Annotated in this window: 27 protein-coding genes, 2 tRNA genes, 1 other RNA gene and 1 pseudogene; 13 read left to right on the forward strand and 18 right to left on the reverse strand. The window is 51.5% G+C overall.

The features are described from left to right. A partial coding sequence (locus tag AWU74_RS00255; protein ID WP_187150758.1) for a LysM peptidoglycan-binding domain-containing protein occupies window positions 1-1,024 on the reverse strand: 1,024 nt, incomplete at its 3' end. 69 nt (window positions 1,025-1,093) lie between these two features. Between AWU74_RS00255 and lepB the strand changes: the two genes are divergently transcribed. Together lepB and AWU74_RS00265 are read left to right on the forward strand one after the other, a co-directional pair. Then, a complete protein-coding gene (lepB, locus tag AWU74_RS00260) occupies window positions 1,094-1,618 on the forward strand; it encodes a signal peptidase I (RefSeq protein ID WP_238580092.1) in 525 nt (174 codons plus the stop codon). Continuing rightward, window positions 1,611-3,491, forward strand: coding sequence for a PASTA domain-containing penicillin-binding protein (locus AWU74_RS00265; RefSeq protein WP_062326491.1), 1,881 nt, complete (start codon window positions 1,611-1,613; stop codon window positions 3,489-3,491). Before lepB ends, AWU74_RS00265 begins: the two co-directional genes overlap by 8 nt. Here AWU74_RS00265 and AWU74_RS09680 read toward each other — a convergent pair. The 4 genes from AWU74_RS09680 to AWU74_RS00295 form a co-directional block, all read right to left on the reverse strand. Then, window positions 3,488-4,245 (reverse strand): IS5 family transposase gene (locus tag AWU74_RS09680; RefSeq protein WP_238580096.1). Its coding sequence is split into 2 segments (ribosomal slippage): window positions 3,488-3,885 and window positions 3,885-4,245, totalling 759 coding nucleotides; the frame shifts between segments, so codons are not numbered across the junction. The genes AWU74_RS00265 and AWU74_RS09680 overlap by 4 nt on opposite strands. Before the next feature lie 60 nt (window positions 4,246-4,305). Continuing rightward, window positions 4,306-5,081 (reverse strand): IS5 family transposase gene (locus AWU74_RS09685; protein ID WP_438816346.1). Its coding sequence is split into 2 segments (ribosomal slippage): window positions 4,306-4,703 and window positions 4,703-5,081, totalling 777 coding nucleotides; the frame shifts between segments, so codons are not numbered across the junction. 366 nt (window positions 5,082-5,447) lie between these two features. Next, window positions 5,448-6,110 (reverse strand): Dph6-related ATP pyrophosphatase, encoded by a 663-nt coding sequence (locus AWU74_RS00290; protein ID WP_062326497.1) that lies wholly within the window; start codon window positions 6,108-6,110, stop codon window positions 5,448-5,450. Window positions 6,111-6,730: 620 nt separating this feature from the next. Then, window positions 6,731-7,885, reverse strand: a complete 1,155-nt coding sequence (locus AWU74_RS00295) for an AI-2E family transporter (protein ID WP_062326499.1) — start codon at window positions 7,883-7,885, stop codon at window positions 6,731-6,733. A gap of 897 nt (window positions 7,886-8,782) precedes the next feature. On the opposite strand from AWU74_RS00295, the gene AWU74_RS00305 reads away from it, so the two are divergent. From AWU74_RS00305 to AWU74_RS11315, 9 genes are all read left to right on the forward strand, one after another. Then, window positions 8,783-8,856, forward strand: a tRNA-Thr gene (locus AWU74_RS00305). Window positions 8,857-8,859: 3 nt separating this feature from the next. Then, window positions 8,860-8,941: transfer RNA gene (locus AWU74_RS00310), tRNA-Tyr, on the forward strand. Between the two features lie 541 nt (window positions 8,942-9,482). After that, window positions 9,483-10,496, forward strand: coding sequence for an endolytic transglycosylase MltG (gene mltG / locus AWU74_RS00315; RefSeq protein WP_162504579.1), 1,014 nt, complete (start codon window positions 9,483-9,485; stop codon window positions 10,494-10,496). Next, the gene (locus tag AWU74_RS12510) at window positions 10,496-10,720 is read left to right on the forward strand and encodes a CHC2 zinc finger domain-containing protein (RefSeq protein WP_238580093.1); all 225 of its coding nucleotides are present in this window, start codon (window positions 10,496-10,498) and stop codon (window positions 10,718-10,720) included. Before mltG ends, AWU74_RS12510 begins: the two co-directional genes overlap by 1 nt. Further along, window positions 10,626-12,296: a DNA primase gene (gene dnaG / locus AWU74_RS00320; RefSeq protein ID WP_062326506.1), complete on the forward strand. Its 1,671-nt coding sequence runs from the start codon at window positions 10,626-10,628 to the stop codon at window positions 12,294-12,296. The genes AWU74_RS12510 and dnaG overlap by 95 nt, the downstream gene beginning before the upstream one ends. 203 nt (window positions 12,297-12,499) lie before the next feature. After that, window positions 12,500-14,062: an RNA polymerase sigma factor RpoD gene (rpoD, locus tag AWU74_RS00325; protein ID WP_062326507.1), complete on the forward strand. Its 1,563-nt coding sequence runs from the start codon at window positions 12,500-12,502 to the stop codon at window positions 14,060-14,062. A gap of 66 nt (window positions 14,063-14,128) precedes the next feature. Further along, entirely contained in the window at window positions 14,129-15,001 is an 873-nt protein-coding gene (locus AWU74_RS00330; RefSeq protein ID WP_238580094.1) for a zinc ribbon domain-containing protein, read from the forward strand. Window positions 15,002-15,085: 84 nt separating this feature from the next. After that, an RNA gene (gene rnpB, locus AWU74_RS00335) (RNase P RNA component class A) lies at window positions 15,086-15,495 on the forward strand. A 151-nt stretch (window positions 15,496-15,646) separates the two neighbouring features. After that, window positions 15,647-15,787 carry a hypothetical protein gene (locus AWU74_RS11315; protein WP_187150759.1) on the forward strand — a complete coding sequence of 47 codons (141 nt, stop codon included), beginning with the start codon at window positions 15,647-15,649 and terminating at the stop codon, window positions 15,785-15,787. Between the two features lie 368 nt (window positions 15,788-16,155). Here AWU74_RS11315 and rplS read toward each other — a convergent pair whose 3' ends face one another. From rplS to rpsP, 5 genes are read right to left on the reverse strand one after another with little or no spacing between them, the layout of a single operon-like run. Further along, entirely contained in the window at window positions 16,156-16,515 is a 360-nt protein-coding gene (rplS, locus tag AWU74_RS00340; protein WP_062326511.1) for a 50S ribosomal protein L19, read from the reverse strand. A gap of 53 nt (window positions 16,516-16,568) precedes the next feature. After that, the gene (trmD, locus tag AWU74_RS00345; protein ID WP_062326539.1) at window positions 16,569-17,288 is read right to left on the reverse strand and encodes a tRNA (guanosine(37)-N1)-methyltransferase TrmD; all 720 of its coding nucleotides are present in this window, start codon (window positions 17,286-17,288) and stop codon (window positions 16,569-16,571) included. Window positions 17,289-17,290: 2 nt separating this feature from the next. Next, window positions 17,291-17,830 (reverse strand): ribosome maturation factor RimM, encoded by a 540-nt coding sequence (gene rimM / locus AWU74_RS00350; RefSeq protein WP_062326514.1) that lies wholly within the window; start codon window positions 17,828-17,830, stop codon window positions 17,291-17,293. Continuing rightward, entirely contained in the window at window positions 17,827-18,066 is a 240-nt protein-coding gene (locus AWU74_RS00355; RefSeq protein WP_238580095.1) for a KH domain-containing protein, read from the reverse strand. The genes rimM and AWU74_RS00355 overlap by 4 nt, the downstream gene beginning before the upstream one ends. Before the next feature lie 5 nt (window positions 18,067-18,071). Beyond that, window positions 18,072-18,320 (reverse strand): 30S ribosomal protein S16, encoded by a 249-nt coding sequence (gene rpsP / locus AWU74_RS00360; RefSeq protein ID WP_062326516.1) that lies wholly within the window; start codon window positions 18,318-18,320, stop codon window positions 18,072-18,074. Window positions 18,321-18,512: 192 nt separating this feature from the next. Between rpsP and AWU74_RS13270 the strand changes: the two are divergent. Next, window positions 18,513-18,587, forward strand: a pseudogene (locus AWU74_RS13270) (hypothetical protein); the annotation flags it as partial. 40 nt (window positions 18,588-18,627) lie between these two features. On the opposite strand, the gene AWU74_RS12515 reads toward AWU74_RS13270, so the two are convergent. Next, a complete protein-coding gene (locus AWU74_RS12515; protein ID WP_062326518.1) occupies window positions 18,628-19,023 on the reverse strand; it encodes a hypothetical protein in 396 nt (131 codons plus the stop codon). Window positions 19,024-19,115: 92 nt separating this feature from the next. Between AWU74_RS12515 and AWU74_RS00370 the strand changes: the two genes are divergently transcribed. Beyond that, window positions 19,116-19,433 (forward strand): DUF3786 domain-containing protein, encoded by a 318-nt coding sequence (locus AWU74_RS00370; protein WP_062326520.1) that lies wholly within the window; start codon window positions 19,116-19,118, stop codon window positions 19,431-19,433. A 106-nt stretch (window positions 19,434-19,539) separates the two neighbouring features. On the opposite strand, the gene AWU74_RS00375 is transcribed toward AWU74_RS00370, so the two are convergent. The 7 genes from AWU74_RS00375 to AWU74_RS00405 form a co-directional block, all read right to left on the reverse strand. Further along, window positions 19,540-19,758, reverse strand: coding sequence for a hypothetical protein (locus AWU74_RS00375; protein ID WP_162481497.1), 219 nt, complete (start codon window positions 19,756-19,758; stop codon window positions 19,540-19,542). A 326-nt stretch (window positions 19,759-20,084) separates the two neighbouring features. After that, window positions 20,085-21,419, reverse strand: coding sequence for a citrate/2-methylcitrate synthase (locus AWU74_RS00380; protein ID WP_062326524.1), 1,335 nt, complete (start codon window positions 21,417-21,419; stop codon window positions 20,085-20,087). A gap of 86 nt (window positions 21,420-21,505) precedes the next feature. Further along, window positions 21,506-21,994: a hypothetical protein gene (locus AWU74_RS00385; protein ID WP_062326526.1), complete on the reverse strand. Its 489-nt coding sequence runs from the start codon at window positions 21,992-21,994 to the stop codon at window positions 21,506-21,508. Next, window positions 21,987-22,298 (reverse strand): hypothetical protein, encoded by a 312-nt coding sequence (locus tag AWU74_RS00390; RefSeq protein ID WP_062326528.1) that lies wholly within the window; start codon window positions 22,296-22,298, stop codon window positions 21,987-21,989. The genes AWU74_RS00385 and AWU74_RS00390 overlap by 8 nt, the downstream gene beginning before the upstream one ends. A 587-nt stretch (window positions 22,299-22,885) precedes the next feature. Then, complete coding sequence (gene dapB, locus AWU74_RS00395; RefSeq protein WP_306700875.1) at window positions 22,886-23,695, reverse strand: 4-hydroxy-tetrahydrodipicolinate reductase; 810 nt, start codon at window positions 23,693-23,695, stop codon at window positions 22,886-22,888. A 9-nt stretch (window positions 23,696-23,704) separates the two neighbouring features. Further along, entirely contained in the window at window positions 23,705-25,042 is a 1,338-nt protein-coding gene (locus AWU74_RS00400) for an aspartate kinase (RefSeq protein ID WP_062326530.1), read from the reverse strand. Window positions 25,043-25,068: 26 nt separating this feature from the next. After that, window positions 25,069-25,485 carry a transposase gene (locus AWU74_RS00405; protein ID WP_306700876.1) on the reverse strand — a complete coding sequence of 139 codons (417 nt, stop codon included), beginning with the start codon at window positions 25,483-25,485 and terminating at the stop codon, window positions 25,069-25,071. Window positions 25,486-25,597 lie beyond the last annotated feature (112 nt).

Raw genomic sequence — 25,597 nt, forward strand, 5'->3', positions numbered from 1 at the left:
CCCGTATCGGCGTCCCCGACTTTGCCGCCATGTCTATTCCGGTGTGGCGGCTCTGCACGCCGGTGAACGGGTCGGCGCGCAAGCCGAACGGAGACGCGAGCCGCCACGACGCGGCGAGCGGCGAAACAAAAAGCTCGCCCGCCGCCTTTCTGAGCGACTCCGAATCGAGCGTCGCGCCGGGGAGGAACAGCGTCTGTCCGGCGCGAATCATCTCCGAGCTCAGCGCGTTCGCGTCGAGTATCGGCTTATACGCGATTTTATGCCGCGCCGCAATGCCCGACAGATTGTCCCCTTTTTTTACCCGATAGACGATTCCGTCCGCCGACGGAATCCGCAGCGTCTGACCGGCGCGGAGCGCCCGCGCGTTGCGTATGTCGTTTGTCGAAATCAACGTGGAGATATGCGCCAGCGAAAACTTTTTAGCTATGCCAGAGAGCGTGTCCCCCTGCCGCACCGAATACGCGGCATACGAAACCGCTTTGGAAGGCGGCTCAGGCGTTTGGGCGTCTTCGCGGGGAGAGTCCTCCTGCGCCTCCGTTCCATCCGCAGAAGACGGGGGAAAACGCGCCGCCTCGCCGTCAGCCAGCGCTGCGTCCGGCGGCGCGAGTGCTTGAAGCAGCTCGCTCCCAGCCCGAACCTCGCCGTCAACTAATACTGCGTTCGACAATGCGAGGCGCTGCGCTGTGGGCAGGATATTGAGGTATGCGCCGCTTTTCCAAAACGCAAACCCGAATGCGCACCCCGCGGCGGCGATTATGCACGGGACGCGGAAACGGACTATGTTCTGCGCCGCCTTTTTGCCCGCCGCGCGTATATGGTTTCGACTGCCGTCCGGCGGCACGACCTGCTGCGGAAAGCTTTCCCGTATCCCTGCCCCGCTGAAAAACAGCGAGCCAGCGGAAACCGGGCGCACCGCCGTTCTCCTCCGTTTTCTGCGGGTATGCGCCGGGCTGAACAATGCGGCTCCGCCGCGCCGCGCCGGAGAAATCTCTGCGGACGCGTCGAGGCAGTTTATGACTTTCATGTCCCTTCTATCGACACACTCGCCGCACATATTTAGAATCCTCCCCGGCTTATGAAGAAAACGCACACAATGAAAGGCAGCGCGTGTATGCTGATAGCGTTCGGACTGTGCCTCGGTGCCGTGCTCAAACTGTTCATTTTTGATATAGTGTTTGTGTCGGGGGCTTCAATGGAACAGGCGGCGCATAAAGGCGAACTGATTCCCGTATATAAGTTGGCATACGGCGTCGCAAAACCGTTTGGCGCGGAACTGCTCGTGCGTTGGGCTTCGCCGAAGCGGGGCGACGTGGTTGTTTTTATTGCGCACGGCGCGCCCGTGATAAAGCGCTGCGTCGCTCTTGCGGGAGACGCGCTGGAGTATTCGTCGGATTCGGGGCATAGCGTCCGCGTTACGGACGCGGCTCATTCGCGGGCGCTTGAAATTCCGCTGAACGAGCGGCAATATCAACGGATGAAGCACAGCGCGGCGGTTCCCGACGGGACGCTCTTTGCCGTAGGCGACAATTACCGGGAATCGGTCGATTCCCGCGACTACGGCTTTGTGCCCGTCCGGCGCATACTCGGAAAGGCGCTTCGCGGAGCCTCCGGTGAATAACTTCTTTCCCCGCTCGCGGCTTATCATACTCGGCGTCGCCGGCGTCATCATGGCGGGCTATGTCATAGCGTCATACGCTAAACTCGCATTCGCGGGCGGAATCGCCGAGCCGAACCGAACCGCCGAACCGGCGGAGCGCGGGCAGATTGTCGACCGGAACGGCAAGCCGCTCGCCGTTCCGACCTTTTTCTACCACCTTGCGGTAACGCCGTCGGCGGTGGGCAACGCCGACAAAGCGGCGGCAGTGCTTGCGCCGATAGCAGGGCTTTCGCCCGCTGCGGTAAAGGCGCAAATCAGCGGGGCGAAACACAATTTTCTCTACCTTAAAAAAAAGCTGTCTGAAGCCGAACACGAGGCGGCACAGCGCGCTATCCGGGAGGCAAAGCTGAGTGGCGTGTTTTTCGACCGCATTCCCGGCCGCATATACCCGGAGAACGCGCTCGCTTCCCAGCTTATCGGCTATATGGGGGACGCGGGGCAGGGGCTTTCGGGCGTGGAATACGCGCTGCAGGACGCGCTCAGCCCGCGCCGTTCGGGAGATTCCGGCACGGCGGTGCACGGCAGCAACGTATACCTGACTATCGACGCCAGCCTGCAATACAAATTGGAAGGAGTCGCCCGCAAAGCGCTGAAAGAGACGCGGGCTGAAAGCATGATGCTGCTCGCGGCTGACGCAAAGACCGGCGAGCTGCTGTCCTATATCAGCCTGCCTTCCGCGGATTTGAACAAATACCCGCAGGCGGGCGACGCCGAGCGCCTCAACCGACCCGCCGTTACCGCATACGAGCCGGGGTCGGTATTCAAGATTTTTTCGGTCGCCGCCTTTCTGGAGGCGGGCGCAATCCGCGAAGACGACACCTTTTACTGCGACGGGAAATACGAGCGCCAGCTTCAGAACGGGCAAACCATTCGCATAGGCTGTCTCGGCAGTCACGGGAATATCACGGCGCGGGACGCGCTCAAGTATTCGTGCAACGTGGCGCTTGCCCGCATGAGCGAGCGGATAGACGCGGAACGCTTTCTGGCTCTGCTCCGGGCGCTGGGCTTCGGGAGCAAGACAGGCGTCGAGCTGCCGGGCGAAACACGGGGTATGGTCAGAACGCCGGAGGACGCGCTTTGGACGGCGCGTTCGAAACCGACGATATCTATAGGGCAGGAGATAGGCGTGTCGGCGCTGCAAATGGTCGAGGCGGCGACGGCGTTTACGAACAGGGGCGTTCCGGTGCCGCTTTCGGTGATTTCCCGCGTTACCGACCGTGCGGGGAAGGTCCTGTCGCAGCGCGAGGCGGAGCGGCGGGAGCGCGTGCTGTCGGAGGAGACGGCGCGGGCTATTCTGAGCTATATGGAGACCGTGGCGGCGAGCGGGACGGGTACGCGAGCGGCGCTGCGCGACGTAAACGTCGGGGTAAAAACCGGCACGGCGCAAATGCGCGACGAAAAGCGCGACGGCTACAGCCAGACGGATTTCGTGTCGAACTGCATTGCGGTGTTTCCGGCGGAAGACCCGAAAATAATCCTGTATATCGTAATTGCCAAAGCGAAGGGCGAAACATATGCGGGGCGCATTGTCGCGCCGGTCGTCGCGGAGGCTGCAAGCATGATTATCGACCATATGGGCTTTGCGCGCGCGGGAGCGGCGTTTTTTTCGCATTCGGGCGTCATCTTTGTCCCCGAAATTCCGAAAGTCTCCGTCGGCGCGGTGCTGCCCGATTTTACGGGCACCCCAAAACGCCTGCTGGTGCCGCTGCTGGCGCGCGACGATTTACGCATTCTTATCGAGGGCGAAGGCTACGTGATAAGCCAGACACCGCCCCCCGGCACGCCGGTAACGGCGGATATGACGCTGAAATTCCGTCTGGACTGGGAGGACTAGGTAGCGTGGACTGGAAGGTAGAGAAACAAACACCTGACATGAATGGCGGCGATGAAGGAAGCGGTGAGCTTTGCATAGCGCGTAGCAATTCCCCGCCAGCGCTTGAGGGCACGGAAGACGGTTTCAATGACGTGCCGCGCCCGATACAGTTCATGATTGTACGCTCTTTGCTCTTTCCGGCTTTTAACCGGAGGGATGACTGCTGCTATATCCGCTTCTTTAAGCATATCAAGCAGCTCGTTCGTGTCATACGCCTTGTCCGCAAGGAACGCTTCCGCCTCCAAATCCTCCATAAGGAGAGGCGCTTGGCTGCAGTCCGCGACAGTACCGCTTGTCACAATGCCGCTTGCCGGCATCCCGTACTCGTCGACTACCAAGTGCAATTTGCTGTTCAGCCCCCTTTTGTGCGGCTAATATCCTGACTGCCGCCTTGTGCCCCGCATGCGTCCGCGTGTGCCTTGATATACGTCGAATCTATCATACGGATATCCCCGGCAGGCTCGCCTATTGCGGCGTCCGCCAGCGTTTTCCCTATTCCCTTGTCCCGCCAACGGCAAAACCGCTTGTGTATGCTGTTCCAGTTTCCGAATTCTGGCGGTATATCTCTCCACGGAGCGCCCGTGCGCGTCTGCCACGCTACTGCGTTGATAAACAAACGGTTGTCTTTCGCCACTCTCCCGTGCTTCCCTGCCTGTCCGGGCAGCAGTTCTTTTATCCGTTCCCACGCCTCGTCGCTTATATCGTGCCGGTGAATGCCTTCATTTCTTTTTCATGCTCCTGTTTTACCTCTTTTCCTTCCTTTAGTCTACACTACCTAGGCAGTGTGGACTGGAAGGTAGAGGAATAAACACCTGACATGAATGGCGGCGATGAAGGAAGCGGTGAGCTTTGCGTAGCGCGTAGCAATTCCCCGCCAGCGCTTGAGGGCACGGAAGACGGTTTCAATGACGTGCCGTGCCCGATACAGTTCATGATTGTACGCTCTTTGCTCTTTCCGGCTTTTAACCGGAGGGATGACTGCTGCTATATCCGCTTCCTTAAGCATATCGAGCAGTTCGTTCGTGTCATACGCCTTGTCCGCAAGGAACGCTTCCGCCTCCAAATCCTCCATAAGGAGAGGCGCTTGGCTGCAGTCCGCGACAGTACCGCTTGTCACAATGCCGCTTGCCGGCATCCCGTACTCGTCGACTACCAAGTGCAATTTGCTGTTCAGCCCCCTTTTGTGCGGCTAATATCCTGACTGCCGCCTTGTGCCCCGCATGCGTCCGCGTGTGCCTTGATATACGTCGAATCTATCATACGGATATCCCCGGCAGGCTCGCCTATTGCGGCGTCCGCCAGCGTTTTCCCTATTCCCTTGTCCCGCCAACGGCAAAACCGCTTGTGTATGCTGTTCCAGTTTCCGAATTCTGGCGGTATATCTCTCCACGGAGCGCCCGTGCGCGTCTGCCACGCTACCGCATTAATAAACAAACGGCTGTCTTTCGCCACTCCCCCGCGTTTCCCTGCCTGCCCGGGCAGCAGTTCTTTTATCCGTTCCCACGCCTCGTCGCTTATATCATGCCGGTGAATGCCTTCTTTTCTTTTCATGCTTCCCATTTTACCTCTTTCCCTTTATCCAGTCCACACTACCTAGTGCGCATCCGGCGTTGCCCGTGCAGCCTTTGCGCTGATTTGCGCAACTTTTGAACAAGCTTATTCCAATATTGAATAAACCTATTCAGATATTGCCATAGTCTAGTCAGAGATTGACTTGACCTGTTAAAATACTGAATAGACCCCGTCAGCCGCCGTTATGCTTCACCTATATGTCGCAAGTTTGCTCTCCTCTATACTTTTGCCCATAGGTGAAAACCTCTACGCCGCGAGTTTGCTCCGCAAACTCGGTAAGCAACGCTTCTGGCGTTGCGGCAGTTCCCTCAAGAAACTCGAACGTTCGGCGAAGCCGAACGCCCCTCACGTCGGCAAAACGGGCAGGATTGCGTAAGCGCCGCGCCGTAGTGCCTTGCCGAACGCGCAGCGCAGCGGTTCCCTGAACAGGGGGCCGTCGCAGACGAAGGTGTGGTACTCGCCGTTTTCCCCGCAGGCGTCCGCGCCCTCGGCGGCGATTTCTTCCGCCGCTTCCCGCGTGAGCGTCCTGCCGAGGAAGCGTTCGCTCAACCGAGACGTGTCAACAATAGTTATGACGGCTTTGAAGCCCGCGTCGTTCAGCTCGCGCACGAGTTCCTGCCTGTCCCCGTTCCACAGCGGGAACAGGCTTTCAAGCCCGGCGGCGCTGCAGCGGGAAGCGCACCAGTCGCGGTGTTCTTGTATGTCTATGTCCCCGAACACGCAGGCGCGTGCGCCCCGCTCCGCGAGCCGCGACAGGGCTGCCTCAAAATCCCGCGCGTAGCCGTCCCCCTCCCCGGCTTTGACCAGCTCCAGCGGAATGCCCGCCGACTCCGCGACCTGAGCCAGCGCCTCCGCCGGAATGCCGTGAAACCACGAGCGCCCGGCGCCCTCGTTATAGGTGGTCAGCAGGCAGAACGGTTTGTGCCCGCTCCGTATTGCGCGGTACAGCGCCAGCGCGCTGTCCTTTCCGCCGCTGTATGAAGCGGCAAACGGCGACTGTTCGGTCATAGCCGAGCCTCCTTGTTTTGCATCGCTCGCGTCCGGTACAAGCGCGCACTCTTTCGCCCGTATGCCGAACTTCCGGTAAGCAAGCCTGCGGCTTCCGGCAAACAGGCTTTAGTCTCGCTTATGATAAGGAAAGATCTCCACACTATAATAGGGAGACTCTCGATACTACAGTGGGGAGACGCTCCCCACTGTAGTATCGAGAGTCTCCCCACTATGGTAGGGAGAGCTTCCTCATTACAGCAGGGAGGTTTTCCTTGTTTTTCGTTTCGCTGCCGCGTGTTTGCAGCGCACGGGTTTAGCTTCTATCCCGAACGCTCGGCTTTGCCGAACGCCCCCGCTGTTTCGGCGCCAGCCCTATGTGCCCGCCGAACGCGAGAGTCTCGCCCCTAGGTGAAAGCGTCTCTAAATATCAGCGCGGCTAATAGCGTAGTATCAGGCACCCTGATACCGTAGTGTCAGCTATGCTGATACCATACCCTCCTGATAGCGCAGTATCAGGAGGGCTGATACTGCAACACTCTGCCGGCTTGTGCTGCCGTGAACGCGGAAGCTTCTCTGCCCTTCAACCGCTTTTGCCCTTATGCTTCACCTATAGGCGAAAATCCCTATGTCGAGTTTTCTCAAGAAACTCGGTCGCTTCCCGCAAGGGGAGCACCTGCGGCATTCGGTCGGCTGCCGCTTAAATCGGTGCGCCGGCTTTCCGTTTCCGACGAGGTCAGCAGGTCAAGCACCGTAAAAAAGAGGATGACGGCGAGCGGCCCGAGTATCAGCCCGTTCAGTCCGAACAGCTTCAGCCCGCCCAGAATGGCGAAGAATATGACGAGCGGGTGCACGTTTATCCGGTCTTTTAGGAAGAACGGACGGATGAAGTTGTCCAGCGAGCTGACGAACACCGCGCAGAGCGCGAGGAACAGGACGCCCCGCGGGACGTTTCCGGTGCACAGGATGCTTATGCCCACCGGACCCCAGATGAGCGCCGTGCCGAGCAGCGGGATGAACGCGCAGAACAGCACCGCCGCCGAAAACAGCAGCGCGCCAGAGACGCCGAACGCCTTCATAATGACAAACGCCGCCGCCGCCTGATACAGCGCGACCACGATATAGCCGGCAAACAGGCTCCGCGTGATTTCGGCGAATTTTGCCGAGAGCGCGGACATATACCGGGGGTTCAGGGGAATCGCCTTGGCGAACAGTCCCGCCAGATACTGTCCGTCGGAGAACAAAAAGAACACGGAAAAGACCAGAAAGACGAGGGACAGGCAAAAGCGCCCGGCGCCGCCGGCGAGCGTCGTGCCGAGCTCGACGAGGCGCACGTTGGAATGCTGGACGAAGCCGATGATTTGGGCGCGGAACCGGGCGTCCGCCGGGTTGACGAGGTGAAACGACAGGCTGTCCACCGCGTCGGCGATGAGCCTGCCCGCCTCCGTCGCGGTAAAGAAGTCCCGGTTGGCGCTGACCGTGGTTTCGGCGCTTTTGAGGAACGACAGAAACTGGCGCGCCAGCAGTACCGAAATGCACGCCACCGGCACGATGAGCGCGATAATGGTGCCCAGTGAAAACGCGCCGGCGAGCAGACGTCGCTTCGCGGTGTAGAACTTCGCGCGCTCGTCCAGCCGCGCGGCGGCTTTGCGGTGCAGCGGCCCGACCAGAATGTATATCACGATGACCCAGAGGAATACCGAGAAGAACGGCGCGAGCATTCGAACCAGCACGGCGAAAAGCAGTGCCAGAAGCCCGAAGCTGAACGCCGCCTGTATCGTGCGCGTATTGTCCATTTCGGCGAGTATAGAGGGGAAATCTTTGCTTAGTCAACGCAGGAGCGGCGGCGGTAGCCGAACGTCCGAGTCCTTGACTAGGTAGTGTGGACTAAAGAAATGAAGGCATTCATCGGCACGATATAAACGATGAGGCGCGGGAACGGATAAAAAAACTGCTGCCCGGACAGGCAGGGAAACGCGGGGGAGCGGCAAAAGACAACCGTTTATTTATCAACGCAGTAGCGTGACAGACGCACACGGACGTTCCGTGGAGAGACATGCCGCCCGAATTCGGGAACCGGAACAGCATGCATAAGTGATTTTGCCGCCGACGGGACAAGGGAATATGGAAAACGCTGGCGGACGCCGCAATAGGCGAGCCTGCCGGGGATATCCTGTCGATAGATTTCCCGGAACAAAGTGCGCGGACGTTCGCGGCAGCAGGATTTGCCGTAACGAACGCGGCGCTCCGTGCCGGAGATTCGGCGACCCGTCGGACTGACGCCCTGAAGCCGCTAAACCGACGGGCAGGCGTCTGTCCAAAAACATATAGAGAGAAAATGGAAAACTCCCGTATTTCGCGCCAAAAAAACCCCGCTGCTTTTTCAAAAAAAACCTCCGCATCTCGTTCCGAAAAGATGCGGAGGTTTTTCACAAGACGCGCTGTTCTCGTGGAAAAATCGTACGGAGGTTTGTGTTCGCCGCGTTATGCGCAATATAATCCTCGATAAGGGCGGGATGAACAACGTGTAACCGGGCGCAGCCGCAAAGGGCGCGCAGGGATAGGTTTACGGCGTGAATGCGCCGATACACACGCTTGGGGAAGCAGTCGCCCGTCCGCTTAGGTGTAACGCAAGCCGGTGCGGGTGGTTGACACCCTTGCGCGCATTTGCTATAGTCGCATTATCAGGCGTTGCCAATTTAGCTCAGCTGGCCAGAGCACGTGATTTGTAATCTCGGGGTCCAGGGTTCGAATCCCTGAGTTGGCTTTCGGGGAGATTCCTGAGCGGTCAAAAGGGGCAGACTGTAAATCTGTTGGCTATGCCTTCGTAGGTCCGAATCCTGCTCTCCCCATAAGGCAGCCGCCGGAGCGCACAGAGTTAATCACGGCTGATTTATGCGTTGAACCCAGGTGGCTTCGGCACTTTCTATGCGTATGGATGTACCGTTTTATGCAAGGGGGTTGCGTTTTGCCTGTATGCAATGCTCGCATTGTTGCCGCCACGAGCCGGGACTTGTCTATATTGGGACGCATGATTTGGCGAATCTTGTTCGGTGGAGCAACCTCTGTGCGGAATCAGTCGTTGCCCTGTATTGCCGGTGGGTTCCGTATTCCGGCGGGAGCGAGGCGCTCTGTCTCAAAGAAAAAACAAACTATGACTGTATTCTCTGGAGCACGGGTTGCACCGCATACGACGCAAGACCTGTCCAATGCGCCACATTCCCGTTTTGGACACATACACTTCAGTCAGAAGCAGCGTGGAATGCCTGTAGTAAAGACTGCCCAGGAGTCAATCAGGGAAACCTGCATACGGCAGAGGCGATTCTGGCGGAATTGCAGCGATACGAAGCAAATGTACCGCTTACTCGCGGTTGTCAAACACGTAGCGTATGAATGAACGACGGTTACTCGCGTTTTTTTTTCGCTAGCGGCGTGTTCTGTGTCGTCGGTATTGCTTTTTATTTTTTCAATCTAACCGCTGCCAGTAGAATAAATGTCTCTACACTGATTGAAGTCCCGAAAGGTAGCAACATGCGTTCTGTGGCGCGTGAATTAAAAGAGAAAAAGCTCGTCCGCTCGGAGAATGCGCTTTATTTCTGTGCCCGTTTTCGCGGAACACGGCTAAAAGCTGGTGTGTACCGTCTGTCGCCTGATATGGATGTCTCCGCGATTCTTGCCGTGTTGGGAAAAGGTGCACCACCGTCATACACGGTCTTGCACATTCCGGAAGGCTATACGGTAAAGAAAATCGCCGCATTGTTTGAAAACAAAAGTATCTGTGCTGCGGATGAGTTTATCGCCGCATCGTTAGACGGTGCCCTTCTGGAAGAATACGGCATACCCGCGTCTTCGTTTCAGGGTTATTTGTTTCCAGACACGTATTTTTTGTATCCCAATACCGACGGCAAGACGCTAGTACGAAAAATGGCGGATATTTTTTTCGAGCGGATTGCAACGATAGACGGTTTTCAGGAAAAGTCCGTGCCGGAAATATTTCAGATACTTACTATTGCTTCGATTGTAGAGCGGGAATACCGTATTGCTTCCGAAGCTCCGCTCATTGCAAGCGTATTTACCAATCGACTTATGCATCATATCGGGCTGTATTCTTGCGCGACTATTGAATACATTATTACGGAAATCAACGGGGAACCACATCCTAACGTTATCACCTACGCTGACCTTGAAATAAATAATCCGTTTAATACCTATAGACGGGCGGGGTTGCCTCCCGGACCGATTTCCAACCCCGGTATGATTGCGCTCCGGGCAGCGGCGAATCCGCCAGAAACTTCATACTTTTACTTCAGACTGGAGAATACGGAGGCAGGCACGCATCATTTTTCAAAAAGTTTCGACGAGCATCTGGATACAGGTGTGTTCTATACTAAACAGGCGAAATACTGATGGCTGGCAAGATTTCTCCTGAGACCGTCAAAGCGGTTTCGGAATACACCGATATCGTCGCATTGATCGGAGAATATACGCGTCTCGAAAAAAGAAGCGGCGACTGGTGGGGGTGTTGCCCTTTCCACCATGAAAAAACGCCATCGTTTTATGTGCAACCAGCGAAAAAAATGTATTATTGCTTTGGTTGTCACGAGGGGGGGGGACGCTGTCACTTTTTATAGAAAAATTGAAAAAGCAACATTTGTCGAGGCAGTTAAAACGCTGGCGCGGAAAGCTGGTATCGAAGTGGTCTATGAAGGTAGCTTATTCTCCGATAAAAGTCAAAATGACGGACATAAAGACGAAATTATTGAATTATATACACGACTTGCGGCATCGTTTCATTATTTCCTCGCCTCGACGGAGCAGGGTAGAGCAGCATTGAACTATATTACTGAACGCGGAATCACGAAAGAGACGCTGACACGGTTTTTAGTCGGTTATGCCCCGGCTGACCGACGCTGGCTCAAGTGGTTTTTGCGCACGAAAGCGTATAGTGATGAGTTTCTTGTAGGAACCGGTTTATTTTCTGAGAAATATCCTGACAGTGCTTTTTTTTCGCACCGACTTATGTTCCCGATTCATAATCGGCAAGGCAACGTTGTGGCATTTAGTGGACGTGACTTGACTGGCGTTGACAAAAGAAAATATATCAATTCGCGCACATTATCGCAATATAAAAAAAATGAATCGCTGTATGGTTTTCATCTGGCAAAAGAAACGATACGGAAACGACGCTCAGTGATTTTTTGCGAAGGTGCCATGGATGTACTTGCTTATCATCAAAGCGGTATGACTAACGCGGTCGCACCGCTCGGCACTGCTCTGACACGAAAACAGGTGCATCTCGTCAATTCTTTTGCCGACACTGCTTACTTGTCGTTTGATGAGGATGCCGCAGGAAAAGCCGAAACGAAGAAAGCTATTTTACTGTGCCGATCAGAAAAATTAACAACACGAATTATTGAAATGCGCGACGGAAAGGATGCGTCCGAAATATTACAAAAATACGGCGTAGACGCCTTGACGAAGTGTGTTGAAGATGCTATTATTGATTGTGATTATTTTCTGTCTGAGGTCAAGCGTATCTATCCGATTGATATACCCGAGGGTAAAGCAAAAGCAGCTTTAGAGTTTTTTTCGTATGTTGACGTGCTCGAAACAGACACGCAAAAGCATGCATGCCTTGATATGTTATGGCAGGCAATAGATTCAGACCAAAAATCAATACAACATGATTATATTGACAGGGGTATAGCACAAAAGCGAATTGCGGAAAACTCTGCGTTGCGAGTGGCAACAGTGAGAGAGAAGGTGGCTACAATAAAATTGAATGCTGAATTACGGACGGTGCTTTCAGTGGTTACTAATCTACAATTTTTTTCAGAGTTGCGTTCCGCAATCAGTGCAGATGATTTCGAAGATGAGGTTGCAAAGGATATATTCATTGCAATGGAGGAATGTTATCGACAGGGAGGTGTTTCGGTTAGCGGTATTTTATCAAATTTTGAAGACTTAAATGTGCGACAAGTGATAACGGAAGCGGTAACGTCTAATGAATACGATAAATATACTTGTGAAGCGTTGCATGATAGCATACAGCAAATAAAAAATAAATGCTTTGAACGCCGACGTAGAAAGGTGCAAAAGCAAATCCTACTATTGCAATTGCAAAAGAAAGCGACAACGCTTGTAGAACGACAAAAACTTAGCTTACTGATATCCGAAAAAATGAATATTGATTCTGAATTACGGTAAAGGTTTATGGCCATAACAGATTATGAACAAGATAGTATTGTTATAAAAATCATCAAATACGCTATGAATAAAAATATTACGTGTGACAATTTGGACGATTTTCTGTCACAAATTATTGCTGATTCTGAAAAATGACCACTGTTTTCTTACGCTTGATAAAATAATATCAAGGTTGAGGAGTATAGAGTTTCCGAACAAATAATATGTTGATTAAAGCGAATAAAGAGGATGTGAAGCTAGACGAAAGGAGCCAGAAGCATTTGGTATTTAATGATAAATATACAAATGACGATGATCCAGTTCGGTTGTATCTACGAGAAATAGGTAAAGAACATTTGCTTACCGCGGAACAGGAAATCGTGCTTTCAAAGCAAATGGAAGATGGTGAAAACATTATTAAACAGGTGATAAAGCATTCAGACGCACTTATTTCAGAATTTTACAAGATCGCCCAAAACATATTTACTCCGATTGAATGCTTTGATATATATGCGAAAAAAAATATCGAAGCGATTGTGGAAAAACGTCGTTTAAAATCAAACTACAGCGAGAGCCTGAGACCTATACAGTCAGAGCTAAAGGAATATGCACAGCTTAAAAAGCAGTTGTACGCTGTCGATCAACGGAGCGTGATATTTGGTAACGAGCGATTAGTCAAGTTGAAAAACAGTATTTTTCCGATACTGCAAAGTATTGATATAAAACCGGAAGAAATCGAGAAGTTTGCTAATAAATTTATTGACGCTACACAAAAAATAAACGAATATATCTTGCGACGAGGAAAAAAAACAAAAAAACTTCAGATCGTTTATGTTGTTGATTTACGTAATCGAGGCAAAAGTCTTGCGCTGAAATCTGCACGGGTAAAATTAGAAGAAGAATTAGGTCTTTCTGCTGACGAAATTCGCGACATTTATACACAGATTCAAAAACTTGACCGTAAACTTCGGAAGGTGGAGTTCGAATTTGGAAACAGTGCTGAAGAAATTATTGCAATGACAAGAAAAATCGAAAATGGACAGAGTATATTGAAAAGGGCGAAAAATCATTTGATTAACGCGAATCTGCGACTTGTAGTTGCTATCGCAAAAAAATACACAAATCGCGGGTTACATTTTTTCGATCTGGTGCAAGAAGGAAACATTGGTTTGATTAAAGCGGTGGAAAAATTTGAATACCGAAAAGGATTTAAATTTTCGACCTACGCCACGTGGTGGATTCGACAAGCAATAACTCGTAGTATTTCTGATCATGCGCGAACAATTCGTGTACCTGTACATATGATAGAGCAGATAAATAAGGTCGTTCGCGAATCGCGACAATTGATGCAAAAATTGGGACGCGAACCAACGAACGAAGAAATCGCAAAACAACTTGGCTGGACGATTGCTCGTATAAAACAAGTAAAAAATGTTGCTCGTGAGCCTGTTTCGCTTGACACGCCAATTGGCGAAGAAAACGATTCGTTTTTGGGGGATTTTATTGAAGATAAGGAAGCTGAAAACCCTGTTGTAAAAACATCGCATATTTTATTGCGAGATCTGATTCGCAAAGTGATTATGACTTTGCCAGTGAGGGAACAAGAAGTGCTTAAAATGCGGTTTGGATTGGGGGGCGGCTATCCGTTGACGCTTGAAGAAGTCGGTTTGTATTTTAATGTAACGCGCGAGAGAATCCGACAGATAGAAGTGAAAGCACTTCGCCGTCTACGAAACCCACGAAAATCGCATGGATTACGTGATTATATGGGAATAGGGTGTCCATAAAAATTATGGGAGCGCGTTATTAATACATAAATGCGACTCTCGTAGATATTTAGCTCACAATAATAAGTGACTATCGAACAGGGGAGTTATAGACAAATGACAGATATTTTTGCTAAATTAATAACATTACAAGATATCCTTGTTGAAAAATATCGAATTAAAACATTAATTAATGCTTCACCTCAACAGTTGCAATCACAAGATGACTTGCTTGTGTGTTTAAAAACAGAATTTGTTGAACACAACACAATATATGGAGAAATTCGAGAAAAAATTAGCAAACTGAGAACGGAACTTGCGGAAGCGCAGATTATTCACGAATGCAAAGAAAAAAAGATGGATTTGATTTCAACTCACCGTGAATATGAGGTGCTCGACAAAGAAATCAAAGAAACAATCTCCTGTGAGCAAGAAGCTCGCAGGAGATTGCAGGAAGAAGAGAAAAAAATTATCGATATGAGTGAAATACTTAAACGGGAAGAACAACTTATACAGAATCAGAAAAGTGAACTGGATGTCGGTAAAAACAATCTTGCGAAAGATATAGAGACGTATAAAGCACAACTAGCAGATTTAAAGACCCGTGAGCAAGAAATTGTCGAAGATATGAATAGCGGCGAAATTATTTCTAAATTTGAGCGTATCATTATAAATAAACAGAATCAAGGAATCGTTCCTTTGGAAAAAAATGTATGCAACGGTTGTTACACGATTCTTCCCTTTCAATTTGCGAACAGGGTACGTGCGGGAAAAACCGTTGAGTTCTGTCCATATTGCAGTAGAATATTGTATTATAAAAAATTAGATAGTGAGAAGGCTGAATATTTCCGCGCTGAGGATATAAACAGTTTTATGGACGCGAGTAACGAATTGGGAGAAGAAGTTGACGAACATGATATTTCTCAAAAAAAATCGAATGAAGTGGATTTTTATGAATAACGATATATACTGCGATTTAACCACTCTGTGATTAGACTTTTTATATGACTTGCGTAAAGCAAGTTCGTTTTACGCAAGTCATATAAGAAGGGATGCGATCGCTTGTTGGTGTCCACAAGAGGAAAGTCTGGACTCACTCGGAAAAATGCCGGGTAACTCCCGGGCGAAAAAGCATATGCTATAAAAATGCACCTGTTTTTTCGACAGAAAGTGCAACAGAAAATATACCGCCGTGCAAACATTGTACGGCAAGGGTGAAAAGGTGTGGTAAAAGCTCACCGCGCACTCGGTAACAAGTGCGGCAGTGCAAACCTCTTTTTGAGCAAGGTCAAACAGTAACCGAAAGTTCCGACGAGAGATTTCTTTGTGGTTACGGGTAGACTGCTAGATATACTAGGTAACTAGTATGATAGAAAGACGGTCGCGTCGGATTTTCGGTGGAGTAATCTACAAAAATCCGGTAACAGGATCCGGCTTATAGTCCCTTCGGAAACACCGATTAACTTCGCGTTAGTCGGTGTTTCTTTTAGTAGAGGAACGAGGAAAAATGATGTTTTATTCCCTATTTGAGGGTTAATATCGAAAAACTGCCATGACGGACTGAAAGAACGAGTGGATGATTTATAAACCGCATATAGTATGTCCGTGGAAGGAATTGATGAAGAAGTAGATAAAACATTGAAAGAAGAAGGAACAACAGCACTTGCACCACAGCGGTTGACGTATGGGGTATCAGGGAGTGGCACTGTAACCACGGCTCCTCCTTATAGAGTGGCCTTTTTGTAGGCAGAGGTGTCTTTTGTGAATAAGGCGTATGACACGAGCATATTGATGAACATACTTGAGGAAGCAATATAACCTGCATTCAGCACTCCGATTAAAAGACGGAAAAAGCAAAATATACAACTATGAACTGTATCAGGGGCGACACATCATTGAAATACCTTCTCCGCGCTCTCAAGTACTGACGGAGAATTGCTATGCGCTACGCAAGACTCATCCGTTCCTCTTCGTCAACACTATCTAATCTATGATTTCGTGGCGATGGAGTTGAAAACGGATATTTAACATTATTTTTTTTACACAAATCATTAGTTATCTTAAAACAACAAACGGCGTCAATTTATAACCATTCCACTACCTCTCGCAACAGCTTAAATGCCGGATTTTTTAGCAGTAAGTTCTTTTATTTTCGCCGCTTTACCGACTTTGTCGCGAATATAATATAGTTTTACACGACGAACTTTCCCATGGCGTACACGTTCAACTTTGACAATCCGCGGCGAATGAATCGGAAACACGCGTTCTACGCCGATTCCATAAGAAATTTTACGCACAGTAAATGTTTTCCCTATTCCAGCATTTTTGAAACAGATGATCAATCCCTCGTATATTTGAATACGCTCTGTTTTGCCTTCAATAATTCTGAAATGGACTTTCACGGTATCGCCAACCTTAAAATCAAAAGATGCAATTTTTTTTTGTGATTCTTCAATCATTTTAATCAAATCCATCTCGACAAACTCCCGCGTTTTATCTTTAATTTAGATATCAAATATAGAACCTGTTAATTCCACGATAATTCGTTTGCTTTCTTAGCGAACGAATCATTTTTTTGCGCTCGTTCAAGTAAATCCGGGCGAACAGCAAGTGTTTTAGCTATACGTTGTGTTAAACGCCACTGCTGAATATGCTTATGATGCCCCGATAACAAGACATCAGGAATATTCATACCTCTATATTCTTCCGGTCGCGTATACTGAGGATATTCCAATAAACCGTCGGAAAAACTTTCTTCGTCAAGCGATTCAGTCGAAATTACACCATCAATCAGGCGATATACTGTATCAATTATAACAAGAGAGGCAAGTTCACCCGACGAAAGCACATAATCCCCAATTGAAACTTCATCGTCAACATAACGATCTATTATCCGTTGGTCAACACCTTCGTAACGTCCACAGATAAACACTATTTCTTTTTCACAGCTCAATTCTAACGCCTTATCCTGTGTAAACGGTATACCAGATGGTGTCACATACACTACATGTTTATGAAGTGCATCTATTGAATCAAGTGCACATCCCAACGGTTCGGGCAATATTACCATACCGACTCCACCGCCGTAAGGGTTATCGTCACATGTTTTATGCTTATCACACGTATAATCCCTGATATTCACCAAAGTATATTCGATAATGCCACGTTTAACTGCTCGTGCCATAGTTGACATTTCAAAATATAACTGCACTATCGCGGGAAACAAGGTGACAATTTTTAATTTCACTACTACTCTAAAATCCATCGGTGTAAAAGCTCTATTTTCTGTTTTTCAATATCTACTTGCCCGATGAATTCCGTCCTAAATGGTATAAATATTTTTTGTCTTTTTGTCGCAAGAATAACTTCTAAAAATTTTCCTGAACCGCCATCAATCACATCAACAATCTTTCCAGCTTTAACCCGTTGTGCAGTGTCGTTCTCGTCTTTCTGCAATTGACGATAAAATAATTCACAACCTTTAATGTCCTCGATATAATACTCGTCAGTCTTTAGTTGTGCTGCCTGTGTATGCGGCACTATTATTTCACACCCGCATATTTTCTTTGCATCTTCCGGACTGTCTATCCCGGCCACTTTCATGCATAGAGCAGTTCCTCTCTTCAGTACATATTCAATGATATTATCGTTTTCGGCTTTATTTTTTCGTAGAATAGCTTTTTTTAAAGAAAAAAAATGTTCATACTCTCCTGAAGTACTTTCAATTTTAACTTCACCTAACAATCCGCGAACACTGCGGACAACGCCGATAACAAATTGTTCCTTCAAACAAGTATATCCAGATTATATTGCTTTTGTGACATACTGTTTGCCACATTCAGAACCGTACGTGCCGCTTTTGCAACGCGTCCAGATCTTCCAATTATTTTACCGATATCACTTTCTACAACTTTTAATATGAGCGAGACGGAACCCACTTTCAGAATCCCTTCCAAGAAACTAGCATCTGGGTTATCAACCAAAGATTTCGCGATATATTCAATTAACTCGTTTCCCATTTCCATGAGCTTTAATTAAAGGTGAAATTTTTCTTATTAAGAATCTTGCGCACTGTGTCAGTAGGTTGAGCACCGACACTTACCCAATAACGAGCACGTACTTCGTTAAAAGCAATCTGTTTACTTTCATTCTCGATAGGGTGATAAATTCCAATTTCTTCAAGCGCAGCGCCATCTCTCGATTTTCGGGAATCTTGCACCACAATGCGAAAAAAAGGGCGTTTTTTTGTCCCCAGTCTTTTAAGCCGTATTTTGACCATTTGCATTCCTCCAAAATAGAAAATATATTTTAGTGCGATGTGATAAAATAGTCAAGGCGGTGCCAGAGCAAAACAGGAACATCCCAATTAAACTGATAAAAGCTCGTGTGGGACAAAATACGATAAAACACGGAGTTAGCTGAAGAGCAATACCAGCAGATACTGGAACTGCTGCCGAAGCAGCGAGGGAACATAAAGATAGAGAACCGAACTGTGCTCAACGCGCTTTTCTATATATGCAGGAACGGGTGCCCTTGTCGAACGCTACCCGAAAAATTCAGCAACCAGCACACCATTTACGTGCGGTTCAACTGTTGGGAAAAAAAGGTGTATGGGAGCAGGTTTTTGCTAAGATCCGGCAGGAAAACATGCCGAAACGAAGGTTCGTCCGCTGGATTTGACGTCGGGCAAGGTGCACCCCGACGCACACGGGTGTTAAAAACGGCGAACAAACGATGGGGAAGTCGTGCGAAGGCTGGGCAAAGATACACGCAATAACGACAGCCAGCGCGGCATTTGTGAAATTCAACCTGTCTGTAGGAAATGCTTTCGACGCGAAAAGAAGTGTTGGCTTTTGCAGGAAATGTCGCAGCACGCCGTAACGCTTGATTTTCTCGGGCGGACCTATGCCGTTGATAAAAACGGCGTCGAGCTTGTCGGGGAGAAAATCAAATGGTCCGTCAAATCCGAAGGCTTTGAACACAACGCAAAGAGCGTTCTGAGATATTACGTGCTGTCGGACGCGAACATGGACTGCTGCACGAGTATTGCCTGCTCGGGGCGTTTTCTCACGGCGTGTTCGGACGTTCCCCTTCGGCAGCGAGCGGGCTGGAAAAAGCGTTCGGCGCGGATTATGCGCTGTTTTGCCGAGCCGCCGAAAAACTCGGCGCGGTTTTTGAAGCTGAAAAAGCGGGCGGGCAATACCAGTGGAGCTATACGTTGTTGCCCAAGGTGCCGGTAAAAAACATGTATTACGAAGGCGACGATGAATACCCGACCCGCATACCGATTTTGTACGACAAGACCGCGATACAGATTTATAAGTTTGAACCGCTGGCGGTCTTGAACATCTGTTTTATCGAGGGGTTTGCGTCTATCGGGGAGTCGCTCTAGCGGCGCTGCTCGCCGCTGTCATTCGCCGAGCTGCGGTGCGATATACAGTACGCAAAACAGGGCTTTCGCCCTGCTTTTTATGGGCAGAGAGGTTACTGCCGAACGCCTATGCGCGGTAAAAAATATCGCTTATCGTTTTGATTAAGAACACCGCAGCTGGCGACGCAATCGCCGCGATAAGCACGCCCTTCATCTTGTCAAAGTCGTCCCAGTGCGTTTCAAGCACCGCAACGCGCTTGTCGAGCGACGCAACATCTTTGTGTATTTCGTTTGCGCTGTTTTCGAGTCGCCCCAGCGCCTGCATGAATAATTCGTCTTTATCCACGCCGCCCTCATCCGCCCGCTTTTATGTTCTGCAAGGTTTTGGTAGAGTTCTATCAAGCTTCGGTAGCACTCTACCGGATTCTCGTAGAATACTACAAAGACTTCGTAGCGTTCTACGGAAGTTCTGTAGTGTTCTGCCAAACCTTCGTAGAGCACAGCTAAATCTTGGTAGAATATAACTAAACCTTCGCGGTGTTCTACGAAACTTTAATAAAACAGCGCCTTCCCGCCATACAATTCTTGTAACTGTTTCTTCAAAAAACTGCCGCATAAAAGGCGGGCGCTCGGCGCGGAATAATGCCGTTCGGCAGACGCCTTTCGCTCGCCCTATCGGCGTTGCTCAAGCGGAATGAACGCGCGCGGGTTGCCGACGTTTTTGAAAGCGGGGCGGTAGATTCTGCCGCCGGAGACGAGCTCTTCAATGCGGTGCGCCGCCCAGCCGGCGACGCGGGAAATAGCGAAAATCGGCGTGAACAGTTCGCGCGGAATATCCATCATCGAATACACGAAGCCGGAATAAAAGTCCACGTTGGCGCATATCAGCTTGCCGGTCTGCTTTTCCTCGGCGACCAGTTCCGGCGCAAGCCGCTCTATGAGACGGTACAAGCCGTATTCGTCGAGCACGCCCTTTTCTTCGGCGAGCTTCTTCGCCTTTTCGCGGAGCAGCAGCGCGCGCGGGTCGGACACCGTGTACACGGCGTGCCCCTGCCCGTAGATGAGTCCGCCGCGGTCAAACGCTTCCTTGCGGACGATTTTCCGCAGATACCCGCCGACCTCCCGCTCGCTCGACCAGTCCCGCACATTCTCTTTAATGTCGTCCATCATCTCTATCACTTTGATATTCGCCCCGCCGTGCCGTTTCCCCTTGAGCGAACCGACCGCCGCCGATATTGCCGAATACGTGTCGGTGTCGCTGGACGAAACGACGTGTATGGCGAACGACGAGTTGTTGCCACCGCCGTGCTCGGCGTGGATGATAAGCGACAGGTCGAGCAGTTCCGCTTCAAGGCGGGTGTATGTCTTGTCCGCGCGGATAAGGCGGAGAAGGTTTTCCGCGGTCGAGAGCGCAGGGTCGGGGTTGTGAATATAGAGGCTCTTTCCGTCGTAGTAATGCCGCTTCGCCTGAAACCCGTATGCCGCCATAGTCGGGAAGCGCGCTATCAGTTCCAAGCTCTGCTTCAGCACGTTTTGAATGTCCGTGTCCTCCGGGTCGGTGTCGTATGAATAGCAGGCGAGCACGCTGCGGGCAAGCTTGTTCATAATGTCGGAGGAAGGTGCTTTCATAATCATGTCGTTGACGAAATGCTCCGGCAGCGCCCGCATTGTGCCGAGCAGCGCGCGGAACTCCGCAAGCTGGGAAGCTGTCGGCAGCTCCCCGAACAGCAGTAGGAACACAGCTTGCTCAAAGCCGAACTCGTCGCGCTGTTCCGTGTCGCGCACCAAGTCCTCTATATCATAGCCGCGGTACAGCAGCCTGCCGGGGACGGCGGCTTTTTCTCCGTCGCGCACCTCGTAGCCGACGACGTCGCCTATCCGCGTCAGTCCGACCAGCACGCCCCGCCCGTCGCTGTAACGCAGCCCGCGCTTTACGTCGTATGTCTGATAGAAGGACGGGTCGATTTTGTCGTTGAGCGTAGCCAGACGGGAAAAGTAGTCAAACACGGTATGCCTCTCAAGTGGGTAAGATGCCGCAGTATAGCATAAGGCGGGGGGAAATCATAGTGGGGACGGGCGCTTACCCCTGCCAATTATAAAGCCAAAGAAAGCGCGTACGGTATGTCGTCAAGCTTACAGACTGTCAAAAAACCTATCAAACCTTTCCTATTTTCTATTTTATCATAACTCGCTTCTAGCTTGCTCAAGTTTGCTATAAACTCGTCACAATACTTTTGCATATACGCAGCTATCTCTTCATACGGGATACGTTCCCGCATTACAACCGAACCGGCAAAACAATTCCCGTGCGTTTGAGCCGAATAAAACTGGCTGACAGACATTCCGTCGGGAAGCTTATACAACGTAACCAGCATGTGCGCATACATCTCAAGCGCAAAGAACTCTTTGTACGCATATAACCGTCTGGCAGCACCTGCTCTTCCTTCTGCGTCTCGATAATAGAACAACACTTCTTTTGTTTCTGCCTGAGCGTTCGTGAGAAACACCCGATAATACGGCACGTCATAATTGCCTCTATTATCAACTCTTTTTGTTGACGTACCTTCTTCCAGCTTAATCATGCTCGCCCTGTTCATTGGCAAGCACAAGCGTTTCTGTAAACAAACGATAGGGCGCGTTAAAATCCTTTTCAGCGGACACTGAAAAGCGGTAATAATCCTTGTCTCTAAGAGTCGTAAGACCGTCAGGACTGGCTACTAAATAGTCATTGAGCAAAACAGGCTTAAATACCTCCGGCGCGGACGCGGGCTTGCTCGGCGCTTCCGGCGTATCGTTTTTGCACGACCAGACGCCCCAAAGTAGCGAAATCAGCAACGCGAACAAGAACTTTTCATTGCTTTCATTGAATGTTCCGTATTTCTGCAATATGTCTTTATGCCCCGCGCCCTTCGGCAGACCCGTTAGCCGCTTGCCTGTATTCCGCCGCTATATCTGCCCCCGCCCGCCATACGGATCGCTTCGTTCGGTGCAAGTCGATAGTGCATTTGTCTTCTATAGTATACGCGTTATTCGTAAGGGTAACTCGGCTTACGACAGACTCTCGATAGGGCGGTAGGGAGACTCCACCCTCGTGTGGGCATATAAGAGCCTCTTATATAGAAGAGAGGCGAACAAACAGGCGTGCGCCCATAGCTAAAGCGCTCACTCGGCTTCGTATTCAAACCAGCCGACGGAGAGCGTCTCGTGCCTCGAATGCTGGCTGTGCGCGTAGCGCAAACAGTCGCTAAAGCCTCTCCCGCTACTACGGTGCGGCTCTTCCCACTGTAGTGGTGCGACCCCCTCCCGCTATGGTGGGAAGACTCCTTCCACTATGGCGGTGCGACCTTCCCCCACTGCAATAGGGAGAGGCTCTCCATATATAGCAGGGAGAACCTCTCTGTTTCATTTATATACACCGCGAGTTTGCGTATGCAAACTCGGTAGCAGAGGTAAAACCGAACGCTTCATGCCGCTTATAGAATATCTTCCGCGCCGTACAATGCGCCGGGCTTGAGCGTGCCTGCTTCAAGCGCACGCGACAGCCGCGCCAGCGCGTGCACCGCGCCCCGCGCGAAGCCCTCGCGGGAACGCGCCCGGTGCGTCATCTCTATCGTGTCCGCGCCGGAATCAAAAAACACCGTGTGCGTCCCCGGCACCGAGCCGATTCGGGTGCTCGACACGTGCAGTTCGTGCGGCTCGGGCTTCCGCGTAACCGCGCTGGTAACGAGCGCGGTTTTCCGCCCGTCTTCGGCGAGGATGCGGTGGGCAATTTCCATAGCCGTCCCCGACGGGCTGTCCGCCTTCTGGTTGTGGTGCACCTCCCACACCGCGCAGTCGTATTCGTCGAAAGCTGACACGATTCGCGCCGCCTCGCTCACAATGCGATAAAACAGGTTGACCCCCAGCGAAAAGTTCGCCGAGCGCACCGCCGTCCCGCCGGAAGCCGCCGCCAGTGCGCGGATTCCGGCTTCTTCCGCCTTCCAGCCCGTCGTCCCCACGACCAGCGGCAGCCGGAGTGGGAGCAGCGCACGGACGTTTCCCGCCGCAGCCGACGGGTGGCTGAACTCGATTACCCCGTCCGCTCCGCTCCGCCTCACCGCATCTGCGAGCGTCGCCCCGTCCCCCTCCGTGATGCGTACCGTCGCATCCTCTGCCCGCGTGTCTATGGTCGAGGCGACGGCGTGCCCAAGGCTTTTCGCCGCCGCCTCAACCATATGTCCCATTTTTCCGTAGCCGACTATCGCTATGTTCATGCTCCGCTCCTTATCGTTGCGTTCGTTCATGTTGTACCTTTATTCGTGCGGCGTGCCGAAAAATGCCCCGTGCAGAATCCGCACCACGTGGTCGCTTTCCGCATCGTCGCAAATCAGGCTGATATTCACCTTTGACGCGCCCTGGCTTATCATCTGCACGTTGATTCCGTGCGCGGCGAGCGCGGCAAAGCACTTGGCGAGAATCGCGCTCGACTGCGTTACGTCGCAAATCAGCGTTACAATAGATTTTTCGTCGTGGCACTGCACGTCGGATACATGCCGGATATCTTCCAGCAAGCCGCTCAAATCCTGCGCCGTGTTCACCGTGAGCGACACCGACACCTCGCTCGTCGCTATCACGTCTATGCTGGTGCCCCACTTTAAGAACTGGTTGAATATATGCGCCAGAAACCCGGCAGAGCCGAGCATCCGCGTAGATACAATGTCGAGCAGACGGCTGTGCTTCACCGCCGTAATCACGCGTACCGGCTCCGCCGCTTCTCGCCGCGCCTCGACGATGACCGAGCCTTCCGAGTCTATGTTGTAGGAGTTCTTGACGCGCACGAGCGTTCCGGTCTTGCGGCAGGGGAGCATTGAGCGCGGGTGCAGCACCTGCGAGCCGAAATAGGCGAGCTCAGCGGCTTCCTCGTAGGTGATTTCGTGCAGCGGGTGCGCCTCCGGCACGATTCGGGGGTCGGCGCTCAGAATGCCGTCCACGTCCTTCCACGTCTGTATCTCGTCTACGCGGAGCGCCGCGCCGAGCATCGTCGCGGTCAAATCGCTTCCGCCGCGCCCCAGCGTGGTAATCGTGCCTTTCCGGTCCTTTGCGATAAAGCCCGTTACCACCGGAATCGCCCCGTCTTTCCCGCTCGCATATTCGGCGAACGCGGCGGGAACCGCCTGCCACACGTCGTCGAGCAGTTCCGCCTGCGTAAACGCCGAATCCGACACGAAACCTGCATCCCACGCGTCGAACGCGCGGGCGAGAATGCCGCTCTTAGAGAGGAACGCGGCGGTAATCCGCACCGAAAGCCGCTCGCCGAACGACACGAGGTAGTCGCGGCTCCGCTTTGAAAGCTCGCGCACCAGCGATACGCCGGTCAGCAGCGTTTTCAGCTCGCCGAGCAGCGCGTCCGTCTCGCCCGCCGCAATGCCGAGGTTCCGTGCCGTCTCGCGGTGCAGGGTTTCGATCGCTCCGACGTCGACGGAGCCGGACACCGCTTTCTCCGCCGCTTCAAGGAGGCTGTCGGTTGTGTCGCCCATTGCGGACAGCACGACGAGCGGCTTCTTTGCCCGATTCGCGCCGATAATGGAGGCAACGCGGCGGACGCGCTCGGCGTCGGCAAGCGACGAGCCGCCGAATTTCATTACAATCATGTCTGTCGTTTCCTTTTCGGCGCATACTATAGAGGGAATGCGCGGCTTAGTCTAGGTAGTGTGGACTGGAAAGTAGAGGAACAAACACCTGACATGAATGGCGGCGATGAAGGAAGCGGTGAGCTTTGCGCAACGATTCCTCGCCAGTGCTTGAGGGCGCGGAAGACGGTTTCAATGACGTGCCGTGCCCGATACAGCTCATGACTGTACGCTCTCTGCTCTTTTCGGCTTTTAACCGGAGGGATGACTGCTGCTATATCCGCCTCCTTAAGCATATCTAGCAGCTCGTTCGTGTCATACGCCTTGTCCGCGAGGAACGCTTCCGTCTCCAAACCATCCATAAGGAGAGGCGCTTGGTTGCAGTCCGCGACAGTACCGCTTGTCACAATGCCGCTTGCCGGTATCCCGTACTCGTCAACTGCCAAATGTAACTTGCTGTTCAGCTCCCTTTTGTGCGGCTAATGTCCTGACTGCCGCCTTGTGCCCCGCATACGTCCGCGTGTGCCTTGATATACGTCGAATCTATCATAAAGCTATCCCGGCAGGCTCGCCTCT

The organism is Treponema endosymbiont of Eucomonympha sp., from assembly GCF_001028545.1.